The organism is Variovorax sp. 38R (assembly GCF_014843395.1).
Classification (GTDB): domain Bacteria; phylum Pseudomonadota; class Gammaproteobacteria; order Burkholderiales; family Burkholderiaceae_C; genus Variovorax; species Variovorax paradoxus_H.
In genome coordinates this window covers 5281557-5297064 of sequence record NZ_CP062121.1, presented here as the reverse complement: position 1 = coordinate 5297064, position 15508 = coordinate 5281557, and the positions used below count along the sequence as shown (strand labels likewise).

Below are 15508 nucleotides of genomic sequence, written 5' to 3'. Positions count from 1 at the left end.
GCATGAAGCGCGAAGCCATCCGCACGCTCAAGAAGTCGCTGCGCACCGGCGGAGAAGCGCACGCATCGCCGCAGCAGGCCCAGGACGCCCGCGCGGCGGCGCTGGCGCTGCTGGAGCGCAGCGTCGCCATGCGGCACGACCGTCTGGCGATCCAGCGGCTGCTCGATGCCGTGCGCCTGCGCGCGCCCGTCGCACCCGCGCTCTGGGCGCACTGCGAGGCCGTGGCGGCCCGCATTCGGGGGCCCGTGCGGCCGCAGATGTTGCAACTGCTGCGCCACCAGTCGGCGCAGCACGCCAGCCATGGGAGCCCCGCAGCGGACCGATAGCGTTCGAAACCTACGACAGAAGAAGGAGACAAAAAAATGCAAAAGCATTCGAAGACGACGACGACACGAGAGTTTCCGTTCACTCAGCCACTGCGCCGACGCCTCGCGGCGGCCGTGCTGGCTGCCATGGCCGCACCGGCCTTTGCGCAAGGCAACGACGACGTCGTGCGCATCGGCGTGATGGCCGACATGAGCGGCCTCTACTCCGACATGGGCGGTGCCGGCCTGGTAGAGGCCGTGAGGATGGCCGTCGCCGATGCGGGTGGCACCGTGAACGGCAAGAAGATCGAGGTGATCACCGCCAACCACTCGGCCAAGCCCGACATCGCCGCGACCAAGGCGCGCGAGTGGTTCGACACGCAGGGCGTGGACATGATCATCAGCGGGCCCAGCTCGGGCACCAGCCTGGCCATTGCCAAGATCGCGGCCGAGAAGAAGAAGGTCGTGATGGTGACCGGCGGCGTGGCGGCGCAGCTCACCAACGAAGAGTGCTCGCCCTACACCGTGCACTACCTGTACGACACCGTGGCGCTGGCGCGCGGCACCGGCGCTGCCATGACGCGACAGGGCGGCAAGAGCTGGTACTTCCTGACGGTGGACTACGCCTTCGGCGACTCGCTGGAGAAGGAGACGACGCAGGTCGTGCTGGCCAACGGCGGAAAGGTCGTCGGCAGCGTGCGGCATCCGCTGTCGGCCACCGATTTTTCGTCGTTCCTGCTGCAGGCGCAGGCCTCGAAGGCGCAGGTGCTGGGCCTGGCCAACGGCGGCGGCGACACCATCGGTGCCATCAAGGCCGCGCAGCAGTTCGGCGTCACCAAGACGATGAAGATCGCGGGCCTCATGCTCTTCATCACCGACGTGCACGCGCTCGGCCTGAAGCTCACGAGCGGCATCAACCTCACCGAGGCCTGGTACTGGGACACCGACGAGCGCTCGCGCAAGTGGTCGGCCCGCTTCTTCGAGAAGATGAAGAAGATGCCTACCAGCATGCAGGCCGCCAGCTACTCGGCCGCGCTGCAGTACCTGAAGGCCGTGGGCGCCGCCCGCACCGACGGCGCCGACGCGGTGATGACGCAGCTGCGCACGCTGAAGATCGACGACATGTACACGTCCAGCGGCCACATCCGCGGCGACGGCCGCATGGTGCACGACCTGCAGCTCATGGAGATCAAGAGCCCGGCCGAATCGAAGCGCCCGTGGGACTACTACAAGCCGGTGCAGCGCATTCCGGGCGAGCAGGCCTTCGCGTCCAAGGCGGAATCGAAGTGCAAGAACTGGAGTTGAAGCGGCGCGATGCTGCTTTGCAAGACGACCCTTTCCAACCTCACGACCCCACCACAGGAGACAAGACCATGACAGCCAACCCCCGTGCCATTCCTCCCACCGTCGCACCGTCCGAGCAGGTGAAGGCCGCCATCGCCGCCGCGAAGGAACTGCCGCTGCTCGATGTCGGCCCCTACCTCGCCGGCGAGCCCGGCGCGCTGGAACAGCTGGCCGCCGACGTGAAGCTCATTCAAGAGAACCTGGGCTTCTTCGCCATCGTGAACCATGGCATCCCGCAGTCGCTCATCGACGAGTCGTTCGCGCAGACCGCGAAGCTGTTCGAGCTGTCGATGGAAGAGAAGCTGCGCCACCGCGTCGGCTACCACCACCAGGGCTACCTGCCGCCGAAGTCGTCGATTTTGAAGTCGACCGCCATCATGGAAAAGATCGCGGTCAACACCAAGAAGGACACCAACGCGGCCTGGCTCTTCATGCGCAACCGCGACGCCGACGACCCGAAGGTGCGTGCCAACGTGCGTCACCGCGGCCTGAACCAGTGGCCCGAGAGCCTGCCGGCCTTCAAGACCGCGCTGCATGCGTACCAGACCGCGATGGAGAAACTGTCGCTCAAGCTGCTGCCCATCTACGCGCGCGCACTGGGCCTGCGCGCCGAGCACTTCGACCCGATGTTCAAGGCGCCCGAGTACTACCAGCGCTGCGCCTACTACCACCCCGAGGCGCACATGGACGAAGGCCAATACGCATTGGCGCCGCACTCCGATGGCAGCTTTCTCACGCTGCTGCCGATGACGCCGGTGCCGGGCCTGCAGGTGATGACGCCGGCCAAGGAATGGCTCAAGGTGAGCTACGTGAAGGACGCGCTCATCGTCAACACCGGGCAGGTGCTCAACCGGCTGTCGAACGACCACTTCATCGCCACGCCGCACCGCGTCGTCAACCCGCCGATGAAGCGCTACGCGCTGACCTTCTTCTTCTACCCCGACGACGACGCCAGCGTGGCGCCCATTCCCGAGTGCATCGCACCGGGCGAGCAGGCGCGCTACGACACGCGCTCGTTCTACGACTTCTTCGTGCCCTACCTGGACGACCTGTACCACTACAACGACCCCAACTTCATGAAGGAGGTCGAGCCCGCCGGCGTGACCGCACAGGCCTGAGATGAAGCGCCAGATGTTGATCGACGGCCGCTGGGTCGATGCGCTTTCGGGCGAGACCCTGCCGGTGCTCGACCCGTGCAGCGCACAGCCCTTCGGCACCCTGGCCCGCGGGCGGGCCGAAGACGTGGACCTGGCGGTGGCCGCCGCGCGCCGCGCGCTCGACGGCGCGTGGGGCCGTATGACGGCCACCGAGCGCGGGCGCATATTGCAGCGCCTCGCGCAGCTCATCCTCGCCAACGGCGAAGCGCTGGCGCAGCTCGAAGCGCGCGACACCGGCAAGCCGATGGCCGTGGCGCGCGCCGACGCGGCGGCGGTGGCGCGCTACTTCGAGTTCTACGGCGGCGCGGCCGACAAGGTGCACGGCCAGACCATTCCGTACCTCAACGGCTACAACGTGAGCGTGCTGCGCATCCCGCATGGCGTGACGGCGCACATCATTCCGTGGAACTACCCCGCGCAGATGATGGGCCGCACGCTCGCGCCCGCATTGGCGATGGGCAACGCGGCGGTGGTCAAACCGTCGGAAGACGCGTGCCTCAGCGCGCTGAAGCTGGCCGAGCTGGCGATGGAAGCTGGCCTGCCGCCGGGCGCGCTGAACATCGTGACCGGCCTGGGCACCGAAGCCGGCGCCGCGCTCACCGCGCACCCGGGCATCAACTTCGCGACCTTCACCGGTTCGCCCGAGGTCGGCATGCAGGTGCAGCAGGCCACCGCGCGCCACCACGTGCCCTGCGTGCTGGAGCTGGGCGGCAAGTCGCCGCAGATCGTGTTCGACGACGCCGACCTGGCCAAGGCCGCGCCGATCATCGTGCGTGCCATCGTGCAGAACGCGGGCCAGACCTGTTCGGCCGGCAGCCGCCTGTTGGTGCACAAGGGCATCTACGACCGCTTCGTCGACACCATCGCGACGCACTTCGCGGCGCTGAAGGTCGGCACCCCGGAGCAGGACCTCGATTGCGGGCCGATGATCAACGCGCGGCACCAGGCGCGCGTGCAGGCCATCGTGCGCGACGCGGTGGCCGAAGGCGTGCCGCGCCTGGCTGAAGGCAAGCTCGCCGACGGCCTGCCGCCCGGAGGTTTTTTTGTCGCGCCCGTGCTCTTCGGCCCGGTGCCGCGCACGCACCGGCTGGCAAGCCAGGAGATCTTCGGCCCCGTGCTCGCGGCGATGCCCTTCGACGACGAGGACGACGCGGTGCAGCTGGCCAACGCCACCGAGTACGGCCTCGTGGCCGGCGTGTGGACCGAGAACGGCAACCGCCAGGCACGCATGGCGCGGCGGCTGGCGAGCGGGCAGGTGTTCATCAACTGCTACGGCGCGGGAGGCGGTGTCGAGCTGCCCTTCGGCGGCGTGAAGAAGAGCGGCTACGGCCGCGAGAAGGGTCTGCTGGCGCTCGATGAAATGAGCACCACCAAGACCGTGGTCCATCACTACGAATAAGGAGACTCACACCATGTCGATGCTCAACCAGAAGACGGCGATCGTCACCGGGGCGGGGAGCGGCTTCGGCGCCGCCATCGCCCGCGCGTACGTCGCGGCGGGCGCGAAGGTCGTGCTGGCCGATATCAACCTGGAGGCCGCGCAGGCGGTGGCCTCGGCGCTGGGCGACAACGCGATGCCCGTGGCCTGCGACGTGACGCGCTTCGACCAGGTGCAGGCGCTGGTGGCGCAGGCCACGGCGCGTTTCGGCGGGCCCGACATCGTCGTCAACAACGCGGGCACCACGCACCGCAACCAGTCGATGCTCGACGTCGACGAGGCCACCTTCGACCGCGTGTTCTCGGTGAACGTGAAGTCGATCTATCACATGGCGCGCGCCGTCGTGCCGGTGATGAAGGCGAACGGGGGCGGCGTGATCCTCAACATCGGCTCGGTGGGCGCCATCCGGCCGCGGCCCGGCCTCACCTGGTACAACAGCTCGAAGGGCGCGGTGCGGGTCATGACGAAGTCGATGGCGGTCGAGCTCGCGCCCGACGGAATCCGCGTGAACCTCATCGCACCGGTGATGGCCGCCACCGGTCTGCTGCAGGATTTCATGGGCGTGGCCGACACGGCCGACAACCGCGCGCGCTTCGTCTCGACAATTCCGCTCGGCCGCATGTGCGACCCGGAAGACGTGGCGAACGTCGCGGTGTTCCTGGGCAGCCCGCAGGCGAACTTCCTGACCGGGGTCGAGATGCCGGTGGACGGCGGGCGGTCGATCTGAGCGTGCTGTTGCTTCAATAGGTCACCGTCACCGTGATCGTGCTGGCGTAGCCGCCCGGCGCCACGTACTGAGCCGCGGGAATGCGGCCGTAGACGGTGTAGTTGCGCGTCACCGTCGTGCCTATCACGGAGGCGGTGATGTTGTAGCTGTCCGGGACGCTGTTGAGTCCCCAGACGGCGGTTCGCGCGTTGTCGGTGTAGAGGTTGTAGCCCAGCGTGCCGCCGACCGGGCCCGTCATCTGCCGGTTGGCGATGGAGCCGGTCGGGCCCGCGTCGAGGCTGACCGTGTAGGACAGGGTCACCAACAGAGCGACCAGGGCGGTGACCTTGCCGACGACGGTGATGGTCGTGGTGTTGTCCTTGGGCGTTGCGACAGCGGGGTCGTAGTTGCCGAATGCCAGCGGCGCTGCCACGCTGACGGTGGCGGAGCAGGTGAACGCGCCCACGCCCGTGCATCCGGCCAGCGACGCGCCCGGGGCCAGCGCCAGCGCCAGCGCGGCCGTCAGCGCGGAGACGACGACACGGGTTCGCATCGGTAAGGTCCCATTGAAGGCAGTGCGCCGGCAGCGCGGTCGGGCGCGCCCAGCGTGAATCGGCAATGCCCGCTCTTCCATCGCGCCTCGAAGCGCTCGTTCGGTTGCGGGTCGTCCACCGACACGAGGCCGTTGAAACCCGACAGCAACGACGTGCCGCGCGCCGGCCGCATCACATCGATGCCCGGCGGCAGCGGCGTGCCGTCGGGCAGCAGCACCGTCACGTTTGCCACCATGTCGCGTGCGATGTCGAAGCTCGCCTGCGCCACGCCCTTGTAGCGCGGCACCACGCGCAGCACGTCGCTGCGCACCTGGGCCTCGATCGGCAGGTCGCCGTTGTCGATGCTGATGTGGTTCGGCTCGTAGGCGCGCAGGCCCGAGACGACGGCGCGGCCTTCGCTGTCGGTGGTGGTCCAGGGCTGGTTCTCCCGGTACACCTTCACGCCGGCCGCGCCGGGCACGGTCACGAGCGCGAAGGCGTCGTCCGAGGGGCGCGTGGCAAAGGGCACGCCGCCCGCGAGGCCGACCGCGCCGCTGGCGCGCACGCGCGCCGCCGTCTGGCCTTGGGCGCGCGCCACCTCGGCCGCGAGCAGGCCGTAGCGCCCGCGCAGGTCGACACCGGCTTCGCTGCGCGCGTTCTCGCCGTCGGCGGCGCGCAGCCGGTAGCCCCAGCCCGTGTCGCCGGGCGGCTGCTGCACCCACTCGGCCACGGCCGAGTGGCCGCCTGGTTTCTGCTGCTGGACAGAGAACGTGGCGTGCTGGCGCTCGCCGAGCGTGAAGGTGAGGCTCACGCTCACCGAGGTGATGGAGGGCTTGCCGTTCTGGCGCGTGTGGGCCACCGAGGTGCCGAGCCACGCATTGCCGCCGATGCCGATCGACCAGCTGGCGGTGGTCACGCCGATGTGCTCGCCAGTGGTGTAGCGCAGCCGCGTGTGGCTCGCGCCCAGCGTGCCGTAGCGGCCCAGCGAGCGGCCCGCGAACAGTTGGGTCTGTGCGTCGGTGTGCACCGGGCTGTCGTGCCAGGCGATCTGCGTGAAGCCGCGGCTCGCCACCTGCCGGCTCACCGAGAAGTTCCATTCGTCGCTGGTGCGCGTGTAGGCCGCGCGCCAGAGCCGGCCGCTGTCGCCGTCCTTGCTGCGGCTGGCGGCGCCGTGCAGCGACAGCTCGCCCAGCGTGCCCCAGACCCAGGTCACACCGGCGCCCGCGGTCTGGCTGCGTGCGCTGGCTTCGCCGCGCGCTTCGACGGTCACGCTGTCGTTCACGCCGTGGCGCCAGGTGCCGGCGACGAAGGGCGGGCCGTAGTCGAAGCTGCGCTCGCCGTAGCGCAGGCGCGTCCATCCCGCTTCGAGCGAGTAGTCGGAAAGCCCGGCGCGCAGCAGGTTCGAGCTCACGTAATAAGGCGTGGTCACCATGCGTTGCACGCCCAGCGCGTCGGTGACGGCGAAGCGCATCTCGCCCGCGCCGGTGAGCACGGGCACGTCGCTGATCGCGAACGGGCCGGCGTCGACGCGTCGCTGGTAGCGCAGCGTGTCGTTCACGTACACCTCCACCGCCGACGGCACGGCCGCACCGCCGCGCAGGCTCGGCATCGGGTAGCTGATGAAGCCGGGCTGCAGCCCGAAGCGGGTGCCGAACTGCACGCCACCGAAGCGAAAGGGCGTGGACCACGCGGCCGCCTGTGTGACCGTGTCGCCCACCGTGAGGCGCGTGAGCTGCGCGGGGTCGTCGCGGCGGAAGTAGCTGTCGAGCCGCGTCGTGCCGCGTCCGCCGAACGCCGACTGTCCGGCGACGACGCTCGTGCCCACCATGCCCCAGTCGGCCGACGCCGCCGCATCGAAGTAGCCCGAGGCGCGCGTGCCTTCGCGGTCGTGCTGCAAGGCCAGGTCGTAGTTGAGAAAAGCCCCGAAGGCCGAGGCCGACAGCGGCGGGCGGTCGTTCAGGTGCGCATGCACGGTGCCGACCGTGAACGCCTCGGCGGGCACGCTGAGGTCCACGCGCTGCGCACCTTCGTCGAGCTGCAGCTGCGCGCCGGGCAGCGCGCGCAGGTCGTAGTAGTCGGTGCCGTCGCGCTGCAGCGCCGGAGCGGCGGGCCGCACCAGGCGCCAGGCTGCGAAGTCGGCCTCGGCCGCCAGCAGCTGCGTGCCGCGCCGCAGCAGCGGGCGCGGCGCGGGCTGGGTCAGGCCGTTGATGCGCACGTCGAGGACGGCCGGCTGCACGCCATCGACCGCCTCGGCGGCGGCGGTGCTCTGTGCGCAGGCCACGCGCAGGCCCAGCCAGCCGCAGCAGACCCAGAGGCTAGCGCGGCGTGGCAGGCGCACGGGGAACGCGCACGGTGGCGGTGGATTGGGCCTCCGGCGCATCGGTGGCGGCCTCGATCTGCAGGCGGGTGTCGGGGGGCAGGGCGGGCAGCTCGATGTCGATGGCGGCCGACTGCCCCGCCAGCGCGTACTGCGACAGGCTCTTGCGCAACAGCTCGGTGCCGTCCTCGCGGCGCACCACGAGTTGCGTGACCTGGATGTGCTCGCTGCCCTGGTTCTCGAACACCAGCCGCCACGTAGCACCCGTGCTGCGCCCGGACGGCTGCAGCGACCATTGCAGCGCGCGGCGCGGCTGCAGCGGCGGCACGAATACGGGCACGCCGATGCGCAGCAGCGTCTGCACTTTCGCGCCCTCGCCGCCGTCCGCCGGCAGGGCCTGGTCGCGCGGCAGTTGGCGAAGAAAGACGCGGTAGCTGCGCTCCGCGGCGTCGGCCGGCACCTGCAGCCCGAGGCGCACGATCTGCCGTCCGCCCGGCGGCAGGCGGAAGATGGCCGGGTTGACCAGCACATCGCGCGTGGGCTCGTAGGCATCGCGTCCGTCCTGCTGCGACCACGCCACCACCTCGGCCTGCACGGCGACCTCGGTGTCTTCGGCGTTGCCCATGGTGAGCGAGGCGACCGGGCGCTGCGACGTGAGCACGATGCGCAGCGGCGCCACGCTGAGGCTGGTCGCGGCAGCGGGAAGAGGCGCCAGCAGCAGGCCCGCCCACAGGGCGGACCCCAGCAGGAAGGTACGGCGCATGCCGTGGAGGCTGGGAGTCAAGCCGGTCAGTAGGTCAGCGTGACCGTGATCGTGTCGCTGTAGTCGGTGGCCGGCGCCGCGGCGTACTGCGCCGTGGGAATCAGGCCGTAGATCGTCTGCGGCTGGATCACCCCGTTGCCGACGTAGCCGGTGCCGGCGATGCTGTCGTCCCAGTTGTTCAGGTGTGCGCTGTCCTTGAACAGGCCATAGTTCAGCGTGTTGTTGCCGGCGGCCGCCAAGGTGCTGGTCATCAGGCGGTTCGTCACCGTCCCGCCGCCCGCGCTCAGGCCGATCGAGTAGGGCGTGCCGAAGGTGCAGGTGACATTAAGGCTGGTGGTGCCGGCCAGCGCGGTGGCCGAGGCCGGGTCGTAAGGCCCGAACGCCAGCGTGGCCGGCGTGCTCATCAGGCAGGCCTTGAGCACGGTGGCCGTGACCTGGAAGGTCGTGGTCGCGCTGGCTGCTTGCGCGGACGGTGCCAGTGCGAGCAGGGCGCCGACGGGCAGCACGGTGCGGGCCAAGGCGCGAAGGAGAGGGTGAGACAGGTGGCGCATCGGACGGGACCTTTCATCGGTGGACTGGAAACCCAGGAACGACAACGAAAATCCACCCACCGGTTTCGGTAGCGGGCAATCCCTTTCTAACCAATCTCCCCCCCGTGGGACAGGGGACATACATCAGCGTCCCAAAGTGGCTACAGATTTTTCTGATACCGGGAAAACCCACGAATGCTTTCAGCCTACAGCCCGCATGCCGGCACGCGACGCCATCTGTTGTCTGCGATTTGTTGTCTGCGTGCGGTTGTGCGCGCTGTGTATAGAAGGGTTTACATTTACGCCCTGGAAGGCGCCCGCCGGCGCCATTGCAACCTTGCCCGCGAGGTCCACGAACCGTGATCGCCGAAACACATGCTGACGCCGCGCCTGCGAGCCTCGCCTCGGGGTTCACCATGGCGTTCCAGCCCATCGTGGACCTGGGCCGCCGCGAGATCTATGCGCACGAGGCGCTGGTGCGCGGCCTGTCGGGCGAAGGCGCCGCCGAGGTGCTCGGGCGCGTCGATCCGGTCGACCGCTTCGCCTTCCACGAAGCCTGCCGCGTCAAAGCGATCGAGATCGCCGCGCGCCTGGGCATGAAATCCCGCCTCAGCCTCAACGTCATGCCCAACGACGTCGCGGGGCAGACCGAGTGCTTCCGCACCGCCATGGCCGCGGCCAAGCGCTGCAAGTTTCCGGTGCGTCAGCTGATGTTCGAGATCACCGAGGGCGAGCGCGTGCGCGACCTGCACGGCCTGGCCGCCACCTTCAACAGCTTCAAGCGCCACGGTTTCACCTCGGCCATCGACGACTTCGGCGCGGCCTACGCGGGCTTCGAGCTGCTGGCCGCGTTCCAGCCCGACGTGGTGAAGATCGACCTGAGCCTGATTCGCGGCATCCATGCCGACCCGGTGCGGCTCACCATCGTGCGGGGCTTTGTCGCCACCTGCGACGAGCTGCAGATCCGCGTGATCGCCGAAGGCGTCGAGGCGGCCGAAGAGGTGCGCGCCTTGCGCGAGATCGGCGTGGAACTGTTCCAAGGCTACCTGTTCGCACGCCCGGCCATTGCCACGCTGCCGGCGGTGGCGTGGGACGCCGCCGCCTGAGCTGAGCCTCCTCCCGCGTCAGACGTTGCTCGTCGCGCGCACTTCTTCGAGCGTGGTCCGGCCCGCCAGCACCTTCTCGATGCCGTCCTGACGCAGCGTGCGCATGCCTTCGCGCATGGCGGCGTCCTGCAGTTCCTCGGCGCGCGCGCCGCCCTGCACCAGCCGGCGCAGGCCCTTCGACATCACCATGAGCTCGTGGATGCCCACGCGGCCCTTGAAGCCGGTGTCGTTGCAGTGCTTGCAGCCGGTGCTCGTGTAGGTCTGCAGCTGGCCGTCGCGCCCGTAGCGCTGCAGCCATTCGGCGCGCACAGCGTCGCGTGCGGCGGGCGTGTCTTGTGCGCCGAAGGCGTGCATGTAGTCGGCCAGCAGTTCCTCGACCGCCTCGCGTGTCGCGGGGCGGCTCTGCACGCACTGCGGGCACAGGCAGCGCACCAGCCGCTGCGCCAGCACGGCCAGCAGCGAGTCGGCGAAGTTGAACGGGTCCATGCCCATGTCGAGCAGGCGCGTCACGGTTTCGGGCGCGCTGTTGGTGTGCAGCGTCGACAGCACGAGGTGGCCGGTGAGCGAGGCCTCGATGGCGGTCTTGGCGGTCTCGGCGTCGCGGATCTCGCCGACCATGATCACGTCGGGGTCGGCGCGCACGAAGGCGCGCAGCGCCTTGGCAAAGGTCCAGTCGATGCGTGGGTTGACCTGCACCTGGCGCAGGCCCGGCTGCGTGATTTCAATGGGGTCTTCGGCCGTCCAGATCTTGCGCTCGGGCGTGTTGATGCGCATGAGCGCCGAGTGCAGCGTGGTGGTCTTGCCCGAGCCGGTGGGGCCCACGCACAGCACCATGCCGTAGGGCCGGTCGACCGCCTGCGACAGCTGCGCCAGGTTGCGCTCCGACAAGCCCAGCGCGTCCAGCGCGATGGGCTTGGCCGAGGCCAGGATGCGCATCACCACGTCTTCCAAACCGTTGTTGGTGGGGATGGTCGCCACGCGCAGCTCGATGCGGTGCTGCGGCGAATACTTCGAGAAGTTGATCTTGCCGTCCTGGGGCTTGCGCTTTTCGCTGATGTCCAGGTCGCACATGATCTTCACGCGCGCGATCACCGCGTTGCGATAGCTGGGCGGCAGCTCCAGGTAGGTGTAGAGCCGGCCGTCGCGCCGAAAGCGGATGCGCGTTTTTTCCTGCCCCGGGTCGCTCTCGATGTGGATGTCGGAGGCGCCCTCGCGGTGGGCCTCCAGGATCATGCTGTTGATCATGCGCACCAGCGAGTTGTCCGACTGCTCGACGGGCGCCTCGCCGGCGGCGGGCGCGGCGGCCGATTCTTCCTTCTCGAGCGTCTTCAGCAGCGTGCTGGTGCCCGTCATGTCGAACTCGAGCGGACGCGCCGGGTCGTTCATGTCGATCACCGGGCGTTCGGCCGCCACCTGGCCGAGTTTCTCGTAGGCCTTGTGCAGCACGCCGTCCAGGTCGAGGCACTGGCCCAGCACGGGGAGCACCTTCATCTGCGCGATGAACTCCACCTCGTCGATCACCGCGTGCTGGTTGACCGGGTCGTCGAGCGCGAGCACCAGGCGCCCGCCGTGCAGCATGAGCGGCATGACCTGCAGACGCCGCGCGGCCTCGTGGCTGACCTTGCGCAGCGCGTCGGCCGCGGCCGGAAACACATGCAGGTTCACGAGCGGGTAGCCCATCTTGCGCACCAGCGCGGTCTGCAGCTGGCCGCGGCTTACGACGCCCATGCGCACCAGCGTTTCGCCCAGCGGCACGGTGGGCTCGCGCTGCTGCTGCTGGAGCGCCGCGTCGAGTTGCGTCTGCGTGACCATGCCCAGCGACATCAGCGCCTGGCCGATGCGCGCGATCGGCATGCGGCTTTGCAGGTCGAGCTCCTGCACGAGCTGTTCGGGCATGACGACTTCGGTGGCTGCCATGGATCGATCTCCTGGTGGTTGTAGGGGGCGCGGCGGGTGGGGTGTGTCGACGCTAACGGAAAAACGCGAAACGGTTGCGGCCCTGCGACTTGGCATCGTAGAGCGCCGTGTCTGCGCGCGCGAGCAATTCGCCGGCGCCGACGCTGGCATCGACCGTCTCGAGGAACACGACGCCGATGCTGGTCGTGACGTCCAGCCGCCGGCCGTCCACATGGAACACCGGCGCCTCGATGTGCGCGACGATCTTCTGCGCCACGCCCGCCACCGCGTCCGTCGAGTACACGTTCTCGAGCACGATCACGAACTCGTCGCCGGCCAGGCGCACCACGGTGTCGGTCTCGCGCACGCTGGCGCGCAGGCGGCGCGCGTACTCGGCCAGCACGCCATCGCCGATGGCGTGGCCGAGCGTGTCGTTGATCGATTTGAAATGGTCGATGTCCAGGAACATCAGCGCGATGCCGCCTGCGGTGCGGCGCGCGCGCAGCATGGCCGCGGGCAGCTGTTCGTTGAAGGCCAGCCGGTTCGGCAGGCCGGTCAGCACGTCCATGCGCGCCAGTTCGATGAGCTTGCGCTCGGCCTCCTTCAGCGCCGTCACGTTGAAGGCCATGAGGTAGAAGCCCACCACCTCGCCCGCCAGGTCCTTGTCGGGAATCAGGTTCACTTGGAAGTGCCCCTCGCGGTCGTGGATGGGCGCCTGCACCGGATAGTGCGTTGGCTTGCCGGCGAGCACCGTGGGCAGGTGGGGCAGGTGCTGCGCATACATGGCCTCGCCCAGGGCAGAGCGCATCGTCACGCCGTCCAGCGGCTGGCGTTCGCCCAGGCCGGCCATCTGCCGTGCGCGGCTGTTGCCGTACAGGCAGTTCTCGTCGCGGTCGAAGTAGCCCACCAGCGCCGGGATGTTGTCGGTCACGTCGCGCAGGCGCTTTTCCTGCTGCGTGAGGGCGCGGCGGATGTTCACTTCGTCGGTGATGTCGAAGGTCATCGCGAACACGCCGTGCACCATGCCCTCGGCATCCTGGTCGGGGATGTAGTGGGCCTTGAAGGTGCGCTCGCCGATGCCCAGCGCCGCGTCGCCGGCCTTTTCGATGATCACCGTCTCGCCCGCCAGCGCGCGCTCCATGTAGGGCCGCACCACCGCGAAATCGGCCTCGCCCCGCACGGCCGGCATCCAGCGGCCGACCAGCGCGGTGTCGCGGTGCAGCGCCTGCACCTTGGCGTTGACGAAGGTGTAGTACAGCCCGGCATCGACATGCGAGACCAGCGCGGGGATGTTGTCGGCAATGGTGCGGATCTGCGCCTCGCTGTGCGCCAGCTCGAGCTCGATGTGCTTGCGCTGCGTGATGTCGAAGGTCATCGCGTAGTAGCCGCACACCTGCCCCTGCGGGTCGAGCTCGGGAATGAAGTCGGTCTGGAAGAAGTGCTCTTCCTCGTCGCGGTGCGCGGCGCCGCGCCGCTCGAAGGACACGGCTTCGCCGGCCCGCACGCGCCGCAGGTTGTGCTCGAGCATCGGGTCGTCGTGCAGCCCGCTCATGCTCTGCACGGGCTGGCCCACGAGCTCTTCGGCGCTGTAGCCCAGCTCTTCGCACAGCCGCGCGTTCACGAAGGTGTAGCGGCCCTGCGCGTCGGCGTGCGAGATCATGGCCGGCAGGTTGTCGGTGATGTCGCGCAGGAACTTCTCGCTCGCCTGGCGCTGCTGCATGAGCCGGTCGAAGGTGCGCGAGAGGTCGCCAATCTCGTCGTCCGGGTGGGTGCGCGCCTCGGTCGCCCGATCGGGGGCCGCGTGGGCGTCGAGCATGTGGCGGTGCAACTCGGTGACCGGGCGCAGCAGCCGCCGCACCACGGCCAGCGCCAACGCGCCGGCCAGCAGCGCCAGCACGATGGCGCCGATCCACGCGGTGCGCTCGATGGAGTCGATGCGCGCAAAGGCCTCGTGGCGCGGGTACATCGAGCCGATGATCCAGTCGGCCTGGCGGATGCGCTTGAAGGCATACAGGCCGGGCACGCCCGCGTGGTTGACGCCTTCGAGGGTGCCTTCGAAGCCCGAGAGCGCGCGGTCGAGATCGGGTGCGTCGTCGGCCATCGCCACGTTGGCCTGCTTGAGCACGCGGTCGGCCAGCGGGTGGTCGAGCACGACGCCGTCGGCGGTGGTGATGAACACGTAGCCGGTCTGGCCGAAGCGCACGTCGGCCAGCTCGCCCAGGATGTTGCGGTCCTTCAGGTTGATGGAGCCCGAGATCACGAACTGCACCTGGCCGTCGCGGTCGCGCACGGGCTCGGTGATGGCCACCTGCGCCAGGCCGCTGAGCCGGTTGCGGTAAGGCTCGGAGATCACGCCCGTGCGGGACGTGAGCGTGTCCTTGAAGTACGCGCGGTCCTTGATGTTCAGCTTGTGCAGCTGGTCGGGGCCGTTCATGTTGGCGACCAGGTCGCCGTCGGTGTCAAGCATCGCGACGTTGTCGAAGGCCGCGCGCAGCGAGGGGTGCTGCGTCAGAAAACCCTGCAGCGGCACGTCACTCGTGAAGTCGTGCGAGGCCACGCTCTCGGCCAGCGTCTTCAGCAGCACGCGCCGGCTGGCGAACTTCTGGTCCACCGCGCTCGCGATGGCCGACAGCCGTGCGAACTCCTCGTTGGCGATCGAGGCCTGCATGCGGTCCTTGACCAGGTGCAGCGCCACCGTGGCGATGATGAAAGTGGTGGCCAGCACGATGGCTGCAACGCCGACGCTGAGGCGCGTGTTCAGGCTGATGCGGGGTTTCCCGGTCGCGAAAAATTTCATGGGCGTCGTGCAGGCAGCGCAGCGAAGCGGGGGCCACCGGCCGGCCAAGAGGGCACGGCTCACACCCTTCGCGCGTTGCGCAGCTAGTGTGTCAGAAAGTGCGCGAAATGCGCGCCATTCAGGTGCATCTCGCGGGGTTCCAGGGCGCCGGACTGTCGCGCAGGCGCACGACAGAAGCCAATGGTATTACTCGACGCGCGGCGGCGGCTCCGACCGGGCGGCCGCGGGCGAGCGGGTCGGCGCAATGAGCACCATCGCGCCGTCCTGCCCGCGCCGCACGCGCAGGCGGGTGCCGTCGAGCAGCCGGTCGAGTGCCGCGTCGGCGGCGATCTTTCCCTTGATGCCCCGGGTCGAAAGGTCCTTGACGTCTTCCATCTTGTAGATGAGCTGCACGCCCGACTGCGCGATGTAGGCGTCGAGCGCGGGCCGCAGCTCGCCGCTCTTCACGTCGAACTCGCGCGCGTGGGCGAAGGCCAGCCCCGTCGCCAGCAGGCCGGCGGCGGCAACGAGGGCAAGGCGAGGGCGGTTGATGAAGAGGGCAAGGAGGGTGGGGGTCTGCCTCCGGATTCGAATCATGTCGGTCTGTTTTCCGCGTATTGGTTTTTCTTCTGCCCCC

Annotated in this window: 13 protein-coding genes; 6 read left to right on the top strand and 7 right to left on the bottom strand. The window is 69.1% G+C overall.

Annotation, left to right across the window (positions count from 1 at the left end; translation table 11 throughout):
* Positions 1-2 precede the first annotated feature (2 nt).
* The 5 genes from IG196_RS24650 to IG196_RS24630 all read left to right on the top strand — a co-directional run bounded on the left by IG196_RS24650 (position 3) and on the right by IG196_RS24630 (position 4971).
* Positions 3-326 (top strand): hypothetical protein, encoded by a 324-nt coding sequence (locus tag IG196_RS24650; protein WP_192193411.1) that lies wholly within the window; start codon positions 3-5, stop codon positions 324-326.
* A 126-nt stretch (positions 327-452) separates the two neighbouring features.
* Positions 453-1610 (top strand): ABC transporter substrate-binding protein, encoded by a 1158-nt coding sequence (locus IG196_RS24645; protein WP_412556396.1) that lies wholly within the window; start codon positions 453-455, stop codon positions 1608-1610.
* 68 nt (positions 1611-1678) lie between these two features.
* Positions 1679-2767, top strand: coding sequence for an isopenicillin N synthase family dioxygenase (locus tag IG196_RS24640; RefSeq protein ID WP_192193409.1), 1089 nt, complete (start codon positions 1679-1681; stop codon positions 2765-2767).
* Position 2768: 1 nt separating this feature from the next.
* Positions 2769-4205 (top strand): aldehyde dehydrogenase family protein, encoded by a 1437-nt coding sequence (locus tag IG196_RS24635; RefSeq protein WP_192193408.1) that lies wholly within the window; start codon positions 2769-2771, stop codon positions 4203-4205.
* A gap of 13 nt (positions 4206-4218) precedes the next feature.
* Positions 4219-4971 carry an SDR family oxidoreductase gene (locus IG196_RS24630; protein ID WP_192193407.1) on the top strand — a complete coding sequence of 251 codons (753 nt, stop codon included), beginning with the start codon at positions 4219-4221 and terminating at the stop codon, positions 4969-4971.
* 13 nt (positions 4972-4984) lie between these two features.
* Here IG196_RS24630 and IG196_RS24625 read toward each other — a convergent pair whose 3' ends face one another.
* From IG196_RS24625 to IG196_RS24610, 4 genes are read right to left on the bottom strand one after another with little or no spacing between them, the layout of a single operon-like run.
* The gene (locus IG196_RS24625; RefSeq protein WP_192193406.1) at positions 4985-5503 is read right to left on the bottom strand and encodes a spore coat U domain-containing protein; all 519 of its coding nucleotides are present in this window, start codon (positions 5501-5503) and stop codon (positions 4985-4987) included.
* Entirely contained in the window at positions 5473-7821 is a 2349-nt protein-coding gene (locus IG196_RS24620) for a fimbria/pilus outer membrane usher protein (protein WP_192193405.1), read from the bottom strand. The genes IG196_RS24625 and IG196_RS24620 overlap by 31 nt, the downstream gene beginning before the upstream one ends.
* Positions 7799-8584: a molecular chaperone gene (locus IG196_RS24615; protein WP_192193404.1), complete on the bottom strand. Its 786-nt coding sequence runs from the start codon at positions 8582-8584 to the stop codon at positions 7799-7801. Before IG196_RS24615 ends, IG196_RS24620 begins: the two co-directional genes overlap by 23 nt.
* Before the next feature lie 5 nt (positions 8585-8589).
* On the bottom strand, positions 8590-9081 hold the full coding sequence (locus tag IG196_RS24610; protein WP_225616780.1) for a spore coat U domain-containing protein: 492 nt from the start codon (positions 9079-9081) through the stop codon (positions 8590-8592).
* 371 nt (positions 9082-9452) lie between these two features.
* On the opposite strand from IG196_RS24610, the gene IG196_RS24605 reads away from it, so the two are divergent.
* Positions 9453-10199, top strand: a complete 747-nt coding sequence (locus tag IG196_RS24605) for an EAL domain-containing protein (protein ID WP_225616779.1) — start codon at positions 9453-9455, stop codon at positions 10197-10199.
* A gap of 18 nt (positions 10200-10217) precedes the next feature.
* Here the strand turns inward: IG196_RS24605 and IG196_RS24600 are convergent, their stop codons facing one another.
* The 3 genes from IG196_RS24600 to IG196_RS24590 all read right to left on the bottom strand — a co-directional run bounded on the left by IG196_RS24600 (position 10218) and on the right by IG196_RS24590 (position 15468).
* Positions 10218-12116 (bottom strand): GspE/PulE family protein, encoded by a 1899-nt coding sequence (locus IG196_RS24600; RefSeq protein ID WP_192193402.1) that lies wholly within the window; start codon positions 12114-12116, stop codon positions 10218-10220.
* 52 nt (positions 12117-12168) lie between these two features.
* Positions 12169-14892: a diguanylate cyclase domain-containing protein gene (locus IG196_RS24595; protein ID WP_192193401.1), complete on the bottom strand. Its 2724-nt coding sequence runs from the start codon at positions 14890-14892 to the stop codon at positions 12169-12171.
* A gap of 186 nt (positions 14893-15078) precedes the next feature.
* Positions 15079-15468, bottom strand: coding sequence for an STN domain-containing protein (locus tag IG196_RS24590; RefSeq protein WP_192193400.1), 390 nt, complete (start codon positions 15466-15468; stop codon positions 15079-15081).
* Positions 15469-15508 lie beyond the last annotated feature (40 nt).